This window comes from Kribbella swartbergensis (assembly GCF_054784135.1).
Window position 1 is genome coordinate 38,378 of the sequence record NZ_BAAGPM010000025.1, and the last position, 17,272, is coordinate 55,649.

Below are 17,272 nucleotides of genomic sequence, written 5' to 3' on the forward strand. Positions count from 1 at the left end.
ACGGATCAGAACGTCGGACGAGCCGCCTCTGGCGCGCAAACGGATCAAGCAGACCAGCAACAAGCGGCCTCCAAGCCGGAAGGCACCTCCGATTGGGTCCGTGACGTACGGACGGCCGGCTGACCGGGGTTCGGTCAGCCGGCTTCCGGTGTTCGTCAGCGGTGGAGGAGTTCGCCGTCGATCCAGACTGCGTGGACGTCGGCGGGGGTGCCGAGGGTGAAGATTCGGGCGAGGGCTTCCTCGGCGTCGTCGGCGTGGGCGACGCCTACGGCGAGGGGGGAGCCGTCGGTTGGGCGCAGCAACTGGGCGTCGAAGCGTTTGCCGACGCTGAGGTCGCCTACATCGTCCAGGCCGAGGGCTTCGGCGCCGGCAGCGGTCGCCAGGTAGAGCAGATGCGCGGCCGACAAAGCGCAACCCTGGTCGCCGAGGAGACGCTGCACGAAGTACGCCTGCAAACCCTCCTTCAGCAACGAGAAGCCAGTGCCGGCTCCGACGTCCGACCCCAGCGCGACCCGTACGCCGTACTGGAGGTGACGTGCAAGTGGGAACAAGCCGCTGCCCAGGGCCGCGTTGCTGGTCGGGCAGTGGGCGACCGCCGCTCCGCCCTCGGCCAGCATCTTGAGTTCGACGTCGGTCGGGTGCACGTTGTGCGCGAGCACGGTTCGGCGGTCGACCAGGCCGTGTTTGTCGTACGTCGTCACGTAGTCGCAGCCGCCGAACAGCTCGGACACCGTGGTGATCTCGGCCTCGTTCTCGTTGACGTGTGAGGTGAACAGTGAGCCGGGGACTTCGTCGAGCATCGTGCGACAGGCTGCGAGCAGGTCGTCGGTGCATGACAGCGAGAATCGTGGTGTCACGGCGTACCTGTTGCGTCCGACGCCGTGCCAGCGGTCGGCCAGAGCGAGCGACTCGGTGTAAGCCCGCTCGGGCGTCGTCAGCAGGTCCTCACGCAGGAGTCGGTCGCTGACGACCAGTCCGCTGGTGACGCGCAGACCGACCTCCGACGCGGCTGAGAACAGTACGTCGACCGCGTCGGCATAGTGTGCTCCGAAGACGAGTGCGCTCGTCGTCCCCGCCGCTGCGAGGCCCCGGACGAACTCGGCTGCGACGCCCGCCGCGTAGCCGGCGTCGGCCATGCGGGCCTCCTCGGGCAGTGCATAGCGGTCGAGCCATTCGAGCAGCGGCAGACCGAGGCCGCCGACCGCACGGATCTGCGGGAAGTGGACGTGGGTGTCCACGAAGCCTGGCAGTACGACGCCGCCGGTCAGGTCCACGATCTGTTCGGCGGGATGTGCCCGGCGGATCTCCAGGAAGGGGCCGCGGGCAACGATTACACCGTCCGAGACCAGCAGGCCGGCGTCGGAGTCGACCCGGAGGCCGCCGCCGCTGAACGGGTTCTCGGGGGTGTCGATGAACGTGCCACGGAAGATGGTCATGCCTTCGCCTCACGATGAGCCGGCGCAGGGCGACGCTCGGCGGGTTGAGCCGACGCGGACTGCCGCTCGGCGGATCCAGCCCGCCCGGCACCCTGCTCGGCGGACGCGTGCGGCGCGGGAGTCTGCCCCGCGGGTCGAGCCGACGCGGGAGTGTGCGCAGCCGACTCGGCCGGCGCGGATGTCTGCTCGGTGGATCGAGTCGACGCGGGCGGCGGGGGATCGGCCAGGGCAGGGGTGCGTTCGGCGACGAATTGCTGGAGGAGTGACGCGGCGACGCTGACCGCGATCACGGCTGGTTCCTTGCCGGCGAGGTCGGGGAGGCCGATGGGGGTGGTGATCCGGGCGATCGCCTCGGCGGGGTTGCCGTCCTCCGCGAGCTTGCGGCGGAACCGCGACCACTTGGCACTGGACCCGATCAGCCCGATGGTCGCCAGGTCTTCCCGGCGGATGGCGGCGTCGCACAGTGCGGCGTCCTCCGCGTGGTCGTGGGTCATCACGAGCACGTGCGTGCCGGGCGGCAGCTCACCGACCACGAGCTCAGGCAACACCGGCACGTGGTGCACGTGCAGGTTGGCGACCGCGTCGTCGAGGACCGCCAGCCGCTCCGCCACCAGCTGGTCGGGCCGCGAGTCGATCAGGTGCAACTCGATGTCGTGCCGGGCCAGGATCCGGGCGAGTTCGAGCCCGACATGACCGATGCCGAAGATCGCCACCGACGGCACCACCGGCAGCGGTTCGAGTAACAGCTTCACCTCGCCGCCGCAGCACTGAACCCCGTGCTGGTACGGCGCTTTGTCCGACAGGCCGACCTCGAGCACCTCGGGCTCACTCACACCGGTCGCGATCATCGCCCGCGCACGCTCGACCGCGACCGCCTCCAAGTTGCCGCCACCGACGGTCGCCCAGGTCGCCGAGGCCGCGACCACCATCTTGGCTCCGGCCTCGCGCGGCGCGTGCCCGCGGACGGACATCACCGTCACCAGTACGCCGGGCTTCCGCTGCTCGCGGAGCCGCTCGACCGCCTTCATCCATTCCATCTCGGTCGTCACACCCCACTCGCCTCGAGCCGCTCCGCCCGAACCGACGACCGGGCGCGGTCCAGCGCCCAGTAGACGGCCTCGGGGGTAGCGGGTGAGGGCAGCTCCACGCTCGTCCCGGCCGGCCCGAACGCGGCCGCGGCCTGCCGCAGCGCCTCGCGGACCGAGAACGCCAGCATCAGCGGCGGTTCGCCGACGGCCTTCGAGCCGTAGACGGCACCGTCCTCGTGGGCCTTCTCGAGCAGACGAACGTTGAACTCCGGAGGCATCTCGGAGAAGCTGGGCAGCTTGTAGGTACTCGCAGACTGAGTCGCGAGCCGGCCGCGCTGCGGTCCGTCGCTCTCGTCCCAGCGGAGATCCTCCAGGGTCAGCCAGCCGGTGCCCTGGACGAAGCCGCCCTCGATCTGGCCGATGTCGATCAGCGGGCTGAGGCTGTCGCCGACGTCGTGGACGATGTCGACCCGCCGCAGCGTGTAGGCGCCGGTGAACCCGTCCACCTCGACCTCGGCCGCGGCAACGCCGTACGCGAAGTACTTGAAGGGCTCGCCGTGCATCGCGTTGGCGTCCCAGTGCAGCCCTTCGGTGCGGTAGAAACCGGCCGCCCACAGCTGGACGCGCTGGTAGTAGGCGCTGTGGACGACCTCCTCCCACGTCGCGCTGTCGCCGGACAGGCCGCGCACCTCGCCGTCGGTGAACCGTACGTCGTGCGGGCTGATCCCGAGCCGGCCGCCGGCAACCTGCGCGAGCCGTTCGCGGATCTGCTCGCACGCGTTCTTGATCGCGGCACCGTTGAGATCCGCCCCGGACGAGGCCGCGGTCGCCGACGTGTTCGGCACCTTGTCGGTGCGGGTCGGGGCCAGCCGAACGCGGGCCAGCGGGACGCCGAGTGTGGTGGCCGCGACCTGCAGCATCTTCGTGTGCAGGCCCTGCCCCATCTCGGTGCCGCCGTGGTTGATCAGCACCGAGCCGTCCTTGTAGACGTGCACGAGCGCACCGGCCTGGTTGAACGCGGTCAGGTTGAACGAGATCCCGAACTTCACCGGCGTCATCGCCAGCGCCCGCTTGCGGTGCGTGTGCGAAGCATTGAACGCCTCGATCTCCGCCTGGCGCCGGACGACGTCGCCGTCGGCCGACACCTGGCTCCAGCAGGACACCAGCCGGTCGGCATGCCGGACGGGTTGCCCGTACGGCGTGGTGTCGCCGAGGCGGTAGAGATTGCGCCTGCGCAGTTCGGTCCCGTCGTACCCGAGCAGAGGTGCGCACCGGCCGAGGATGTCTTCGACGACGAGCATGCCCTGCGGGCCGCCGAAGCCCCGGAACGCGGTCTGGGACGTCTTGTTCGTCTTGGCGATCCGGCCGTCGACGCGGACATTGGGAATCCAGTAGGCGTTGTCGACGTGGCACATCGCGCGGGCCAGCACCGGCTCGGACAGGTCCAGGCTCCAGCCGCCGTCCGAGGTCAGCGTGGCGTCGAGCGCGACCAGGTGGCCGTCGTCGTCGAAGCCGGCCCGCCACTGGCTGTGGAACCCGTGCCGCTTGCCCGACATCGTGATGTCCTGCGTCCGGTTGAGCCGCAGCCGCACGGGCCGTCCGGTCAGCGTCGCCCCCAGTGCGGCGATCGCGGCGAACCCGTGCGGCTGCATCTCCTTGCCTCCGAACCCCCCTCCCATCCGGAGACACTGCACAGTCACCTCGTGGCTCGGTACGCCGAGAACGTGGGCGACGATCTCCTGCGTCTCGGACGGGTGCTGCGTGCTGCTCTGGACGAAGATCTGACCCGCTTCGTCCACCAATGCCAGCGAGGCGTGGGTCTCGAGGTAGAAGTGCTCCTGGCCGGCGAACTCGAACTCGCCGCTGAACACGTGCGCCGCCTGGCCGAACGCGGCGTCGACGTCACCACGTGACAGGTGCCGCCCGGTCCCCTGGAAGCTCCCGGCGGCGATGGCCTCGCGAACCGTCACCAGCGAATCGAGCGGCTCGTAGTCCACCTCGACGGCTGCCGCACCGAGTCGCGCGGCCTCCAGTGTCTCCGCGAGCACCCAGCAGATCGCGTGTCCGTGGAACATCGCCTCGGTCGGGAACAACGGCTCGTCGTGCTTGACGCCGGCGTCGTTCACTCCGGGTACGTCGTCGCCGGTGAGCACCCGCACCACGCCGGGTACGTCGTACGCCGGTTTGACCCGAAGGTCCGTGATCCGGGCGTGGGTGTGCGGCGACTGCACGGGCCAGGCGTGCAGGACGTCGCGGGTCCGGACGACGAGGTCGTCGGTGTAGAGGGCCTGGCCGGTCACGTGCAGTGCCGCGCTCTCGTGTGGCAGCGGCAGCCCGACCACGGCCTGCTGCGGACGTTCTGACAGGGAGCTCATGCGCTTGCTCCTTCCGCGTAGAACCGGAGGAGGGACTGACCGAGCATCGCGGACCGGTACGACGCACTCGCCCGGTGATCGTCCATCGGCGTACCCTCGGTCGCCATCACCGCGGCCGCCTCCCGGACGGTCCGTTCGGTCCACGGCTTGCCGATCAGCGCCTGCTCGGTGGCCAGGGCACGCAAGGGTGTGGCGGCGACACCGCCGAGTCCGATCCTTGCCCGTCGTACGACGCCGTCCTCGACGTCGACGGCGTACCCGACGGCGACGCTCGAGATGTCGTCGAAGCGGCGCTTGGCGATCTTGTGGAAAGCGGTCAGCCGCTGGAGCGGCAGCGGTACGACGACGGTCCGGATCAGCTCGTCCGGTGCCTTCAGGGTCTGGCGGTAACCGGTGAAGTAGTCCGCGAGCGGCACGACCCGCTCGCCGCGGCGGGAGACCAGAACGAGTGAGGCGTCCAGGGCGAGCAGGGCGGGCGGGGTGTCACCGATCGGCGACGCCGTACCGAGGTTGCCGCCGATCGTCGCGCCGTTGCGGATCAGCCGGGACGCGAACTGCGGGAACAGCTGAGCCAGCAGAGGAATCCGGCCGGCCAGCAGCCGCTCGACCTCCGTCAGCGTCAGCGCGGCGCCGATGCGCACCTCGTCCGGCCCGAAGCTGAACTCCCGCAGTTCGGCCAGCCGGTCCACCGCGACGATCAGCGGCTTGCGGGCACCCCGGAGGTTCACCTCCACGCCGACGTCGGTCGACCCGGCGACGATCTGCGCCTCGGGGTTCTCGGCCAGTACTTCGAGTACGCCGTCCAGGTCGGCCGGCCGGAGGAACTCGGCCCCGTCGACCGACATCCTGGTGCTCGCCGGCGGAGGCGGCGGCGCGGACCGGCGAGCCGCCAGCGCGTCGTCCACCGCCGGCTCGCCCAAGGCGTAGGCCGCATCCTTGATCGGGCGGTAACCCGTGCACCGGCACAGGTTCCCGCTCAAGGCGTGCAGGTCGAACCCGTTCGGTCCGTGCTCGTGGTCGCAGTGCCCGTTGGACGTCGTCCGCGTGGATCGGTAGAACTCGGCGGCCATGCTGCACACGAAGCCCGGAGTGCAGTAGCCACACTGCGATCCGCCGCGTACGGCGAGCTCCCGCTGGACCGGGTGCAGTTCGGACGGCGAACCCAGACCCTCGGACGTGACGAGCTCCTGACCGTCGAGGGATGCGATCGGCACCAGGCACGCGTTCACCGCGGTCCACTCGGTCGGTGCGTCGGTCCCGGGGCGGGCGACGAGCACGGAACAGGCGCCGCACTCACCCTCGGCACAGCCCTCCTTGGCTCCCGTCAGCCCACGGTCGCGCAGCCAGTCCAGCACGGTCGTGTGGACGGCCACGGTGCCGATGGCGGTCTGCTCACCGTTGACCGTGATCGAGGGGGCCTGCGTCGTCGTCGTACTCATCGGCTGCTGCTCCAGCGGGTTCTTGCACTATGGATCGGGTTGGCCTCGGAAAGGAAGTCGTCGAACCGGTACCCGGCGATCTTCGCGATCTCCAGCAGGGCGGCGGCGTGCTCCTGGTTCTCGCAGTTGCCCAGCCGGTCGCGGCCCTGCTCGATGATCCGGTCGAGGGACTCGGCGTCGCGGACCGAGATGACCAGAGGGAAGCCGAACCGCTCGCGGTACGCCTCGGTGATCGCGGCCAGTTGGTCGCGTTCCGGCTCGGCCAGGAAGGTCAGACCGCGGGCGGACTGGTCGCGCAGCGACGCCTCCCCGCTGAGCCCGTCGGCGACGAGCTGCGAGCCGAGCTGCGGGTAGGCCTCGATCAGTTGCCGCTGCTCCTCGTGCGAGCCGGAGAACAGCGCCTCCTGGAACGAGCGGCGCAGGGCGTGGGTGTCGGTGAAGGGCCGCATCTCCCAGGCCCGCTCGACCATCCACCGCGGGCCCTGGAACAGGCCGGCGAAGGTCTCGACGAACTCGTCGCGGGACATCTGGTTCACCTGGTCCAGCCGCACCGAGTCACCCGGCTGGCCGGCCACCGCGGGACCGTAGTCCTTGCCCACGTGGTGGAAGACGATGTTCAGCAGGATCGCGGTCAGGCTGCCGAGCGTGATGCCGCTGCCGAAGATGATCTCGGCCCAGCCCGGCACCGCCTGGGCGACCTGCGGCTGCGCCGTCACGTACATGGCCAGGCCGACGCTGGTGGCCACGATGACCACGTTGCGGTGGTCGTGGAAGTCGACCTTGGCCAGCGTCTGGAAGCCGACCACGGCCACGGTGGCGAACATCGCCAGGGCGGCGCCGCCCAGCACCGGGTGCGGGATGCCGGCCACGATCGCACCGGCCTTCGGCACCAGGCCGAGCAGGATCATGATCACGCCGGCCGACGCCACCACCCACCGGCTCTTCACCCGGGTCAGCCGGACCAGGCCGACGTTCTCCGCGAAGCACGTGTAGGGGAAGGAGTTGAAGACACCGCCGACGGTGGTGGCCAGGCCGTCGGCGCGCAGCGCGCGGGCGACGTCGTCGCGGCCGATCCGCTTCTCGACGATCTCACCGGTCGCGAAGACGTCACCAGTCGTCTCCACCGCGGTGATCAGCATGACCACGACCATCGAGATGATCGCCGCCACCGAGAACTGCGGCCAGCCGAAGTGGAACGGCGTGGTCACACCGACCCAGCCGGACCCGGCGACGGCGTCGAAGTGGGCGTCCCCGAAGGCCCACGCGACCAGCGTGCCGGCGACCAGGCCGACCAGGACGGCGATGGTGGCCATGAACCCCTTGAAGACCCGCTGGATCAGCACGATCAGCGCGAGCGTGCCCAGCGCGTAGGCCAGGTTCTTGCCGCTGGTCGGGTCCGACGTCGGGCCGGCGCCCCCGGTCGCGTCCGCCGCCGCCACCGGCAGCAGCGCCAGGCCGATGATCGTGATCACCGACCCGGTCACGACCGGTGGGAAGAACCGGATCAGCTTGCTGAAGAACGGCGCCAGGAAGAAGGTGGCCAGGCCGGCCACGATCACCGCGCCGTAGATCACCAGCAGGCCGTCGGTCCCGCCGCCCGCGGCCAGGCCGATCGCGATCATCGGCGACACCGCCGTGAACGTCACGCCCTGCAGCAGCGGCAGCCGGACGCCCACCTTCCAGAACCCGACGGACTGGATGATCGAGGCGATCCCGCAGGTGAACAGGTCGGCGTTGATCAGGTGGACGAGTTCCTGGGTGCTCAGCCCGATGGAGTTGGCCAGCAGGATCGGTACGATCACGGCGCCGGCGTAGAACGCCAGGACGTGCTGGAAGCCGTACACGGCGAGCTTGACCGGCGGCAGGACCTCGTCGACGGGATGACGGCCGGCTCGGCGGCTCGGTCGCAGGATTGCCTTCATCGGGCACCTTCCTCGGATGGCACGGGAGCGCGGCGGCACAAGTGATCCGCACGACAGCATCGACGTACGCCGACCGCGTTTTAACCCGATGAACATCCGAAGTTGGCCCGCTCCGGCAGGGCCGAATCTGTACGATCACCCAAACCGGGCGGTTCAGAGCGACTTCAGTGCCAGGAACACGTCCACCCGGTCCTCGAGCCGGGACAGATCGCGTCCGGTCAGTTGCTCAACGCGTTCGATCCGGTACCGAACCGTGTTCACGTGCAGGTGCAACGCCTCGGCCGCCCGCGACCACGAGCCGTCGCAGGCGAGAAACTCCTGCAGCGTGGTCAGCAGGTCCGCGTTGGTCCGCCGATCGTGCTCGAGCACCGGCCCGAGCACCCGATGGGTGTAGGTACGCCGTACGTCGTCGGGCAACGTTGCCAGCAGCAACACGTGCGAGGCGACCTCGTCCGACGTCACCACCGACACCGGCGTACTGCCGGACCGAGCCACCCGGTGGGCGAACCGTGCCTCCTCGAGCGCACCCGCCAACGCATCGAGACCGGTCTCACCACTGACACCGACCGCAAGCCTCGCCCTGACCAGTCCGGGCGACAGCCGGCCGAATGCCCTGCGCAACTGATCCGGGAGTCCTGTGGTGAACGGCAGCAGAGCAACGAGCACGCCGTCACGGCCCGGCGCCACCACAGCCGGCCCAACCGTCAACGCGACGTCCTCCAGCAGCGTGATCGCGACCTCGCTCGGCCCGTCGTCCCGAAGGTCGGCGACGGCGACCACCATCGGCAGATCCGGCCGCGCACCCGCCTGCCGGAGCCGCGTGGCGACCTCCGCGTGCGGTGCACCCGACTCGACCAGAGCCAGCGCGTCCGCCACCAACGGCCGCAATGCGTGTCGCCCTTCGTCCCTGCGCGCCCGGTCCAGCGCGGCGATGGCGCACAACTCGTGCACCGCTTCGACATGGTCGCGGGACCACTCGGTGTGGTCGCCCTCGATCACCAGCAGCCAGGCGGTCAACCGGTTGCCAAGTCCGGACCCGACCGGGAAGAGGCTGTACGGCGTGCCTCTCGCATCGGCGACCGCGGGAGTGCGATCCGCGGTGAGGAAGCGCCGTGAGATCACGTCGAGGATCTCGTCGTCCAGCTCACCAGGCCCCGGGACGACGTGCCGGCCGGTCGGCGTGATCAGCCGGCAGTCGTGCCCGATCTCGGCGGAGATCCGGTCCGCGAGTTCGTCCAGACTCCGGCCGGCCGCGATCGACGACAGCAGTTGCCGCTGACGCACCAGGCTCGCGGACAGCCGCGCACCGGTGTCGGCCGAGCCGGCGGCGGCGACGTACTCCGTCACATCGGCGAACGCGACCTCGGTCGGTACCTCGACGAGGGTGACCTGGTGGCGGCGGCAGGCCTCGAGCAGGTCGGCCGGGACGTCCCCGAGCAGCGCCTTGCCGGCCAGGATCGTGGTGGCTCCCCGGCCGGCGATCGAGGCCACGAACGTCTCGCTGTCGGCGTCGCTGCGACGCCAGACCAGGCCGGTCAGAACCACCTCGCCGCCGCTCAGGTAGCGGCCGGGTTCGAGCAGGTCGGTGGTGACCAGCCGGCCGACCGGACGCTCGAGCGCGTCCTCGGCCAGGTGCAGCAGACGCAGGCCGAGCTCCGGCGCGTCGAGCAGCTCGGACAGCAGCACGGCGCACCTCCTCCGGCCCGGCACGACGACCGGTCCCTCAGAGGAACGTACAACGCCCGCCCGCGTGGCCGGAACCACCACACCCTTGACGGCATCCCGGACCCGCGCCTATGGTCATTTCGCAGAACAGAAGTCAACTTCCGCAATACGGAAAGTCGAGAAATGTCATGACCAACCCGCTGCGCTACACGGTGAACTGCTCGCTGCTGTTCACCGAGCTGCCGTTGCTGGAGCGCCCGGCGGCCGCCCGGCGGGCCGGCTTCGGTGCCGTCGAGTTCTGGTGGCCGTTCGTCGAGGCGGTCCCGCCGGACCGGCACGTTGACGCGTTCGTGACCGCGATCGAGGACGCCGGCGTCCAGCTGACCGGCCTGAACTTCTTCGCCGGCGACATGCCCGGCGGCGACCGCGGCCTGGTGTCGTGGCCGAAGCGGTCCGGTGAGTTCCGGGACAACATCGACGTGACCGTCGGCATCGGCGAGCGGCTCGGCTGCCGGGCGTTCAACGCGCTCTACGGCAACCGCGACGACGACCACTCCTCGACCGAGCAGGACGACCTCGCGGTCGAGAACCTCACCCTCGCCGCTCAGGCCGCGGCCCGGATCGACGCCACCGTGCTCGTCGAGCCGGTCAGCGGCGCGGACCGTTATCCGCTGCTGACCGCGGCCGACGCGCTCGCCGTGATCGATCGGGTCCGGGAGCCGAACGTCGGGCTGCTCGCGGACCTCTACCACCTCGCGGTCAACGGCGACGACGTCGACCGGGTGATCGCCGAGCACACCGACCGGATCGCGCACGTGCAGATCGCCGACGCCCCCGGCCGCGGCGAGCCCGGCACCGGCACGCTCCCGCTCGACCGGCAGCTCACTGCCCTCGCCGCCAACGGCTACTCCGGCTGGATCGGCCTGGAGTACAAGCCGTCCACCACCACCGTCGACAGCTTCGGCTGGCTGCCGCGCGCCGCCCGCTGACACATCTTTGGAGATCTCCGACATGACGAACATCGCCTTCATCGGTCTCGGCATCATGGGCAGCCCGATGGCTGTGCACCTGACGAATGCCGGTCACACCGTCGCCGGCCTCGACCGCAGTCCTGAGCGCGGCGCTCCACTGGTCGAGGCCGGCGGCCGCTACGCGACCTCGGTCGCCGACGCGGTCAAGGGCGCCGACGTGATCTGCGTGATGGTGCCGGACTCGCCCGACGTCGAGCAGGTGCTCGCCGGTGAGGACGGCGTCTTCCAGCACGCCGAGACCGGCTCGCTGATCATCGACTTCTCCAGCATCCGGCCCGATGTCACCCAGCAGCTGGCCGAGCAGGCCCGCGCGCTCGGCTTCCGGATCCTGGACGCCCCCGTCTCCGGCGGTGAGGCCGGGGCGAAGAACGCCGCGCTGTCGATCATGGTCGGCGGCGACGCGGACGACTTCGAGGCCGCCAAGCCGCTGTTCGACGCGGTCGGCAAGACCGTCGTCCACGTCGGCCCGAGCGGCTCCGGCCAGACCGTGAAGGCCGCCAACCAGCTGATCGTCGCCGCCAACATCCAGGCGCTGTCCGAGGCCGTGATCTTCCTGGAGGCGTACGGCGTCGACACGAAGGCCGCCCTGGAGGTCCTCGGCGGCGGCCTGGCCGGCTCGTCGGTGCTGAACCAGAAGAAGGAGAACATGCTCTCGCGCTCCTTCCAGCCCGGCTTCCGGATCGACCTGCACCACAAGGACATGGGCATCGTCACCGCGGCCGCGCGCGAGGCCGGGGTCGCCGTACCGCTCGGAGCCCTGGTCGCCCAGCTGGTTGCCTCCGCCCGGGCGAACGGTGACGGCGGCCTCGACCATTCCGCTCTGCTGCGCGGTGTCGAGCGCCTGTCCGGTAAGGCGTCGGACTGATGGCCCGCCTGCGCGCGGTCGACGCCGCGGTCCTGATCCTGGAGAAGGAAGGCGCCACCCAGACGTTCGGTCTGCCCGGTGCCGCGATCAACCCCTTCTACAGTGCGATGAGGAAGCACGGCGGCATCAAGCACGTGCTCGCCCGGCACGTCGAGGGCGCCTCCCACATGGCCGAGGGGTACACCCGGGCCAAGGCCGGCAACATCGGGGTCTGCGTCGGTACGTCGGGACCGGCCGGGACCGACATGATCACCGGGCTGTACTCGGCCGCGGCCGACTCGATCCCGATCCTGTGCATCACCGGTCAGGCGCCGGTCGCCAAGCTGCACAAGGAGGACTTCCAGGCGATCGACATCGCGTCGATCGCCAAGCCGGTCGCGAAGTGGGCAGTCACCGTGATGGAGGCCGCCCAGGTCCCGGGCACGTTCCAGAAGGCCTTCCAGCTGATGCGCGAGGGCCGTCCGGGTCCCGTCCTGATCGACCTGCCGCTGGACGTCCAGCTGGCCGAGATCGACTTCGACATCGACACGTACGAACCGCTGCCGGTGGCCAGGCCGGCCGCGACCCAGGCTCAGGCCGAGAAGGCCCTCGCGCTGCTCAACGCCGCGGAACGGCCGCTGATCGTCGCCGGTGGCGGGATCATCAACGCGGACGCGGCCGATCTGCTGGTCGAATTCGCCGAGCTCGTCGGCGTACCGGTCGTGCCGACCCTGATGGGCTGGGGCGCGATCCCGGACGACCACCCGCTGACCGCGGGCATGGTCGGTCTGCAGACCTCGCACCGCTACGGCAACGCGACCCTGCTGGCCTCGGACCTCGTCCTCGGCATCGGCAACCGGTGGGCGAACCGGCACACCGGTGGGCTGGACGTGTATCGGGCCGACCGGAAGTTCATCCACGTCGACATCGAGCCGACGCAGATCGGCCGGGTCTTCGCACCCGACTACGGCATCGTCTCCGACGCCCGCCTGGCGCTCGAGATGTTCGTCGAGGTGGCTCGCGAATGGTCCGCCGAGGGACGGCTGGCGGACCGTTCGGCCTGGGTCGCCGAGTGTCAGGAACGCCGTACGACGCTGCAGCGCAAGACTCACTTCGACACGGTGCCGATCAAGCCGCAGCGCGTCTACGAGGAGATGAACCGGGCCTTCGGACCCGACACGCGGTACGTGTCGACGATCGGGTTGTCGCAGATCCAGGCGGCGCAGATGCTGCACGTGTACCGGCCGCGGCACTGGATCAACGCCGGTCAGGCGGGACCACTTGGCTGGACCGTGCCCGCCACATTGGGCGTCGCGGTCGCCGACCCGGAGAGCACCGTGGTGGCGCTGTCCGGTGACTACGACTTCCAGTTCCTGATCGAGGAGCTGGCGGTGGGTGCGCAGTTCAACATCCCGTACATCCATGTCGTGGTGAACAACTCCTACCTGGGGTTGATCCGTCAGGCGCAACGCGGGTTCGACATGGACTTCTGCGTGCAGCTGTCGTTCGAGAACATCAACAGCCCCGAGGTCAACGGGTACGGCGTCGACCACGTGAAGGTCGCCGAAGGCCTCGGCTGCAAGGCGGTCCGGGTCACCGAACCCGACGAGATCCTCCCCGCCCTGGAACTGGCCAAGAAACTGATGATCGAACACCAGGTCCCGATCATCGTCGAAGTCATCCTCGAACGCGTCACCAACGTCTCCATGGGCCAAGAAATCAACAACATCACCGAATTCGAAGAATTAGCCCAACACCCCGAAGACGCCCCCACCGCAATCACCCCCCTCGCCCCGGCGCAGGCCTCCGCCACCGCGGCCGCCCCGGCTCCCGGCGGGCCAACCCCGGTCAGCTGATGCCAGACGCCGCCATCCCCCCACGCCCCTCCGGGAGCCACCCCCCACCGACAACCCCGGCCTCCACACCCCCGTCCCGGGGGTGCCCGGTCGGGGGTCGTCCGGCACCGACGACGTCGGCTTCCACGCCCCCGGCCCGGGGGCGACCCGTCGGAGGGTGTCCCGTCCCGGTTGCGCCGGCTTCTTCATCTCCCCCGCCCCGAGCGGAGCGAGGGGCGGGGCTTCGGGTGGTTGTTGCTTCGGACAAGTTCAAAGGGAGTCTGACCAGCAATCAGGTGGCAACCGCGGTGGGGGAAGGGTTACGTCGTACCTGTCCTGGTGTGGTTGTGGATGCTGTGCCTGTGGCGGACGGCGGTGACGGCACTCTCGCCGCGGCCGTCGCCGCGGGGTTCGAGTTCGTGCCGGTCACCGCGTGCGGGCCTACCGGGGAGCCGGTCCGCAGCGGTTATGCACGGCGCGGTGAGACTGCTGTTGTCGAGCTCGCCGACGTCTCCGGCCTGGTGCGGCTGCCCGGTGGTCGGCCGGCGCCTATGACCGCGACCTCTCGGGGCACCGGCGAGGTGATCGCCGCGGCGATCGACGCCGGCTGCACCCGCATCATCCTCGGGATCGGCGGCAGCGCCAGCACGGACGGCGGCGCAGGCCTGGTCCGCGCCCTGGGCGCCAAGCTGCTCGACGCCTCGGGCGCCCACCTTGCCGAGGGCGGCGCCGCCTTGAAGGACCTGACTGCCCTCGACCTGAGCCCTCTCCGCGAGCGCCTGAAGGGCGTGGACGTGGTGGTGGCGTGCGACGTGGACAACCCGCTGACCGGGCCGACCGGCGCGGCCGCGGTGTACGGCCCCCAGAAGGGCGCCGACCCCGCACAGGTCGCCCAACTCGACTCCGCTCTGACCCACTGGGCCGATCTAGTCGCCAACGCCCGCCGCCACACCCCCCGCACCAGCCCGGCGTCCGATCTCCGTCCCACCGCCGGCACCGGCTCGGGGTCCGATCTCCGTCCCGCCACCGGCACCGGCCCGGGGTCCGACCTTCCTCACACCACCTGCACCAGCCCGGCGGCCGATCTTCGGGACAGCCCCGGGGCTGGGGCGGCGGGTGGGGTGGGTTTTGCCGCTCTTGCTCTGCTTGACGCTGAGTTGCGACCCGGCATCGATCTCCTGCTCGACCTGGTCGGTTTTCACCAGCACCTTGTCGGCGCGGATCTGGTGGTCACCGGCGAAGGTGCCCTGGACGAGCAAACCCTGCATGGTAAAGCGGCCGTCGGGGTGGCTGCGGCGGCACAGAAGGCCGGGGTACCCGTGGTCGCGGTCTGCGGCAGCAACCGGCTCGAGTCCGACCGCCTCCGTCGGGCCGGGATCGCCGCGGCGTACGCGTTGACCGACCTCGAGCGCGACGTACGGCGTTGTATCGCCGAGCCGATCCCGTTGTTGCGGCAACTCGGGGAAAGGATCGCGGCCGACCACCTGCCGAGTTCTACGATGACAGCAACTGAGAGGGGACTGGCATGACAGCGGTGGACCTCGTCGTCAGGGCCCGCCGGGTGGTGAGCGCCGCGGGCGAGGTGGAGCGCGCCGTCGGGGTGCGAGACGGCCGGATCGTCGCCGTCGCGCCGTACGACGCCCAACTCGAGGCCACCGAGGAGCTCGTGCTGGGCGACGACGAGGTGCTGATGCCGGGCGTGGTCGACTCGCACGTGCACGTCAACGACCCGGGCCGCACCGACTGGGAAGGCTTCACCAGCGCGACCCGAGCGGCCGCGGCGGGCGGCGTGACGACCATCATCGACATGCCGCTCAACAGCATTCCGCCGACCTGCGACGTACCGGCGCTGGAGCTCAAGCGGAAGACCGCGGCTAGCCAGGCGTACGTCGATGTCGGCTTCTGGGGCGGCGCGATTCCGGGCAACCTCGCCCAGCTGCGTCCGCTGCACGACGCCGGCGTCTTCGGCTTCAAGTGCTTCCTGCTGCACAGCGGCGTCGACGAGTTTCCCCCGCTGGGTCCGGACGAGCTCGAGCCGGTTATGCGTGAACTCGCGGCATTCGACGGCCTCCTCATCGTCCACGCCGAGGACGCGCATGGCATCGATAGCGCACCGGCCGCGCAGGGCGCGAGCTACCTCGACTTCCTGCGCTCCCGTCCGCGCGAGGCCGAGAACACCGCGGTCGCCGCCGTCGTCGACCTGGCCCGCCGGACCGGGTGTCGCGTCCACATCCTGCATGTGTCGAGTTCCGACGTACTGCCCATCCTCGCCGAGGCCCGCCGCGACGGGGTCCGGGTCACCGCCGAGACTTGCCCGCACTACCTCACGTTCAGCGCCGAGGAGATCCCCGACGGCGCGACGCAGTACAAGTGCTGTCCACCCATTCGGGAAGCGGAGAACCGCGACCGGCTCTGGGACGGCCTCCGCGACGGCGTGATCGACCTGGTCGTCTCCGACCATTCGCCGTCGACCGCCGACCTCAAACGCCTGGACACCGGCGACTTCGGGGAGGCGTGGGGCGGAATCGCCTCGCTCCAACTCGGGTTGTCAGCAGTCTGGACCGGCGCGCGCCGACGTGGGTTCACGCTGACCGACGTCGCCCGCTGGATGTGCCAGGCGCCCGCGGCCCAGACCGCGCTGAGGCACAAGGGCCGGATCGAGGTCGGGTACGACGCCGACTTCTGCGTCTTCGCGCCGGACGAGACCTTCGTGGTGGACGTCAGCACGCTGCACCACAAGAACGCCATCACCCCGTACGACGGCCGGCCGCTCGACGGCGTCGTCCGCAGCACCTGGCTGCGCGGCACACCCGTCGACATCGAGGCCGCCCCCAGGGGCCGGCTGCTGACCCGAGGAGACCAACGATGACAGCACCGCGCTACTACTCCCCGAGCGGCGGTCTGCCCGCGCAGACCGAGTTGACCACCGACCGCGCCGTCTTCACCGAGGCGTACGCCGTCCTGCCGCGCGGGACCATGCGGGACATCGTCACCAGCCGGCTCCCGTTCTGGAACGACACCAGGCTGTGGGTGATCGCCCGTCCGCTGTCCGGGTTCGCCGAGACGTTCTCGCAGTACATCGTCGAGGTCGCGCCCGGCGGCGGCAGCGACAAGCCGGAGACCGACCCCGGCGCGGAGGCGGTCGTGTTCGTTGTCGAAGGCAACGTGACGTTGACGGTCGGCGGTGAGAAGCACGACCTCGGGCCGGGCGGGTACGCGTTCCTGCCGCCGTCGGCCGACTGGACGCTGCACAACGCCGGCGAGCAGGTCGCCCGGTTCCATCTGATCCGGAAGGCGTACGAGCGGGTCGACGGGATCGACGTACCCGAGGCGTTCGTCACCAACGAGGTCGACGTCGAGGGTGTGGAGATGCCGGACACTGCCGGTCGGTGGAAGACGCAGCGGTTCGTGGACCCGGACGACGTACGCCACGACATGCACGTCAACATCGTCACCTTCGAGCCCGGCGGCGTGATCCCGTTCCCCGAGACGCACGTGATGGAACACGGCCTCTACGTGCTCGAGGGCAAGGCGGTCTACCTGCTGAACAAGGACTGGGTCGAGGTCCAGGAGGGCGACTTCATGTGGTTGCGCGCCTTCTGCCCCCAGGCCTGCTACGCCGGCGGCCCCGGCCGCTTCCGCTACCTCCTCTACAAAGACGTCAACCGCCACCCCAAGCTGACCCTCTGACGCCTTC

General features: G+C 70.1%; 12 protein-coding genes. 6 read left to right on the forward strand and 6 right to left on the reverse strand.

What is annotated here, in order from left to right:
- Positions 1-155: 155 nt before the first annotated feature.
- The 6 genes from guaD to ACYVOK_RS23020 all read right to left on the reverse strand — a co-directional run bounded on the left by guaD (position 156) and on the right by ACYVOK_RS23020 (position 9,886).
- Positions 156-1,436 (reverse strand): guanine deaminase, encoded by a 1,281-nt coding sequence (gene guaD / locus ACYVOK_RS22995; RefSeq protein ID WP_460664577.1) that lies wholly within the window; start codon positions 1,434-1,436, stop codon positions 156-158.
- The gene (gene xdhC / locus ACYVOK_RS23000) at positions 1,433-2,485 is read right to left on the reverse strand and encodes a xanthine dehydrogenase accessory protein XdhC (RefSeq protein WP_460664578.1); all 1,053 of its coding nucleotides are present in this window, start codon (positions 2,483-2,485) and stop codon (positions 1,433-1,435) included. Before xdhC ends, guaD begins: the two co-directional genes overlap by 4 nt.
- On the reverse strand, positions 2,482-4,839 hold the full coding sequence (gene xdhB, locus ACYVOK_RS23005) for a xanthine dehydrogenase molybdopterin binding subunit (protein ID WP_460664579.1): 2,358 nt from the start codon (positions 4,837-4,839) through the stop codon (positions 2,482-2,484). The genes xdhC and xdhB overlap by 4 nt, the downstream gene beginning before the upstream one ends.
- On the reverse strand, positions 4,836-6,278 hold the full coding sequence (locus ACYVOK_RS23010; RefSeq protein ID WP_460664580.1) for a xanthine dehydrogenase small subunit: 1,443 nt from the start codon (positions 6,276-6,278) through the stop codon (positions 4,836-4,838). Before ACYVOK_RS23010 ends, xdhB begins: the two co-directional genes overlap by 4 nt.
- A complete protein-coding gene (uraD, locus tag ACYVOK_RS23015) occupies positions 6,275-8,200 on the reverse strand; it encodes a 2-oxo-4-hydroxy-4-carboxy-5-ureidoimidazoline decarboxylase (RefSeq protein ID WP_460664581.1) in 1,926 nt (641 codons plus the stop codon). The genes ACYVOK_RS23010 and uraD overlap by 4 nt, the downstream gene beginning before the upstream one ends.
- Positions 8,201-8,353: 153 nt before the next feature.
- The gene (locus tag ACYVOK_RS23020) at positions 8,354-9,886 is read right to left on the reverse strand and encodes a PucR family transcriptional regulator (RefSeq protein WP_460664582.1); all 1,533 of its coding nucleotides are present in this window, start codon (positions 9,884-9,886) and stop codon (positions 8,354-8,356) included.
- Positions 9,887-10,053: 167 nt separating this feature from the next.
- Between ACYVOK_RS23020 and ACYVOK_RS23025 the strand changes: the two genes are divergently transcribed.
- The 6 genes from ACYVOK_RS23025 to ACYVOK_RS23050 all read left to right on the forward strand — a co-directional run bounded on the left by ACYVOK_RS23025 (position 10,054) and on the right by ACYVOK_RS23050 (position 17,265).
- Positions 10,054-10,854: a hydroxypyruvate isomerase family protein gene (locus tag ACYVOK_RS23025; protein WP_460664583.1), complete on the forward strand. Its 801-nt coding sequence runs from the start codon at positions 10,054-10,056 to the stop codon at positions 10,852-10,854.
- A gap of 22 nt (positions 10,855-10,876) precedes the next feature.
- Positions 10,877-11,761 carry a 2-hydroxy-3-oxopropionate reductase gene (locus ACYVOK_RS23030; protein ID WP_460664584.1) on the forward strand — a complete coding sequence of 295 codons (885 nt, stop codon included), beginning with the start codon at positions 10,877-10,879 and terminating at the stop codon, positions 11,759-11,761.
- Positions 11,761-13,596, forward strand: coding sequence for a glyoxylate carboligase (gene gcl / locus ACYVOK_RS23035; RefSeq protein ID WP_460664585.1), 1,836 nt, complete (start codon positions 11,761-11,763; stop codon positions 13,594-13,596). The genes ACYVOK_RS23030 and gcl overlap by 1 nt, the downstream gene beginning before the upstream one ends.
- A 227-nt stretch (positions 13,597-13,823) precedes the next feature.
- Positions 13,824-15,104 (forward strand): glycerate kinase, encoded by a 1,281-nt coding sequence (locus ACYVOK_RS23040; RefSeq protein ID WP_460664586.1) that lies wholly within the window; start codon positions 13,824-13,826, stop codon positions 15,102-15,104.
- Positions 15,101-16,444 (forward strand): allantoinase AllB, encoded by a 1,344-nt coding sequence (gene allB / locus ACYVOK_RS23045; RefSeq protein ID WP_460664587.1) that lies wholly within the window; start codon positions 15,101-15,103, stop codon positions 16,442-16,444. The genes ACYVOK_RS23040 and allB overlap by 4 nt, the downstream gene beginning before the upstream one ends.
- Entirely contained in the window at positions 16,441-17,265 is an 825-nt protein-coding gene (locus tag ACYVOK_RS23050; protein WP_460664588.1) for a bifunctional allantoicase/(S)-ureidoglycine aminohydrolase, read from the forward strand. The genes allB and ACYVOK_RS23050 overlap by 4 nt, the downstream gene beginning before the upstream one ends.
- Positions 17,266-17,272 lie beyond the last annotated feature (7 nt).

What these genes read in the sequence shown, in the direction of transcription:
- guaD (WP_460664577.1), bottom strand. Translation starts at nt 1,436, where the DNA reads ATGACCATCTTCCGTGGCACGTTCATCGACACCCCCGAGAACCCGTTC.
- xdhB (WP_460664579.1), bottom strand. Translation starts at nt 4,839, where the DNA reads ATGAGCTCCCTGTCAGAACGTCCGCAGCAGGCCGTGGTCGGGCTGCCG.
- ACYVOK_RS23010 (WP_460664580.1), bottom strand. Translation starts at nt 6,278, where the DNA reads ATGAGTACGACGACGACGCAGGCCCCCTCGATCACGGTCAACGGTGAG.
- uraD (WP_460664581.1), bottom strand. Translation starts at nt 8,200, where the DNA reads ATGAAGGCAATCCTGCGACCGAGCCGCCGAGCCGGCCGTCATCCCGTC.
- ACYVOK_RS23025 (WP_460664583.1), top strand. Translation starts at nt 10,054, where the DNA reads ATGACCAACCCGCTGCGCTACACGGTGAACTGCTCGCTGCTGTTCACC.
- ACYVOK_RS23030 (WP_460664584.1), top strand. Translation starts at nt 10,877, where the DNA reads ATGACGAACATCGCCTTCATCGGTCTCGGCATCATGGGCAGCCCGATG.
- gcl (WP_460664585.1), top strand. Translation starts at nt 11,761, where the DNA reads ATGGCCCGCCTGCGCGCGGTCGACGCCGCGGTCCTGATCCTGGAGAAG.
- allB (WP_460664587.1), top strand. Translation starts at nt 15,101, where the DNA reads ATGACAGCGGTGGACCTCGTCGTCAGGGCCCGCCGGGTGGTGAGCGCC.
- ACYVOK_RS23050 (WP_460664588.1), top strand. Translation starts at nt 16,441, where the DNA reads ATGACAGCACCGCGCTACTACTCCCCGAGCGGCGGTCTGCCCGCGCAG.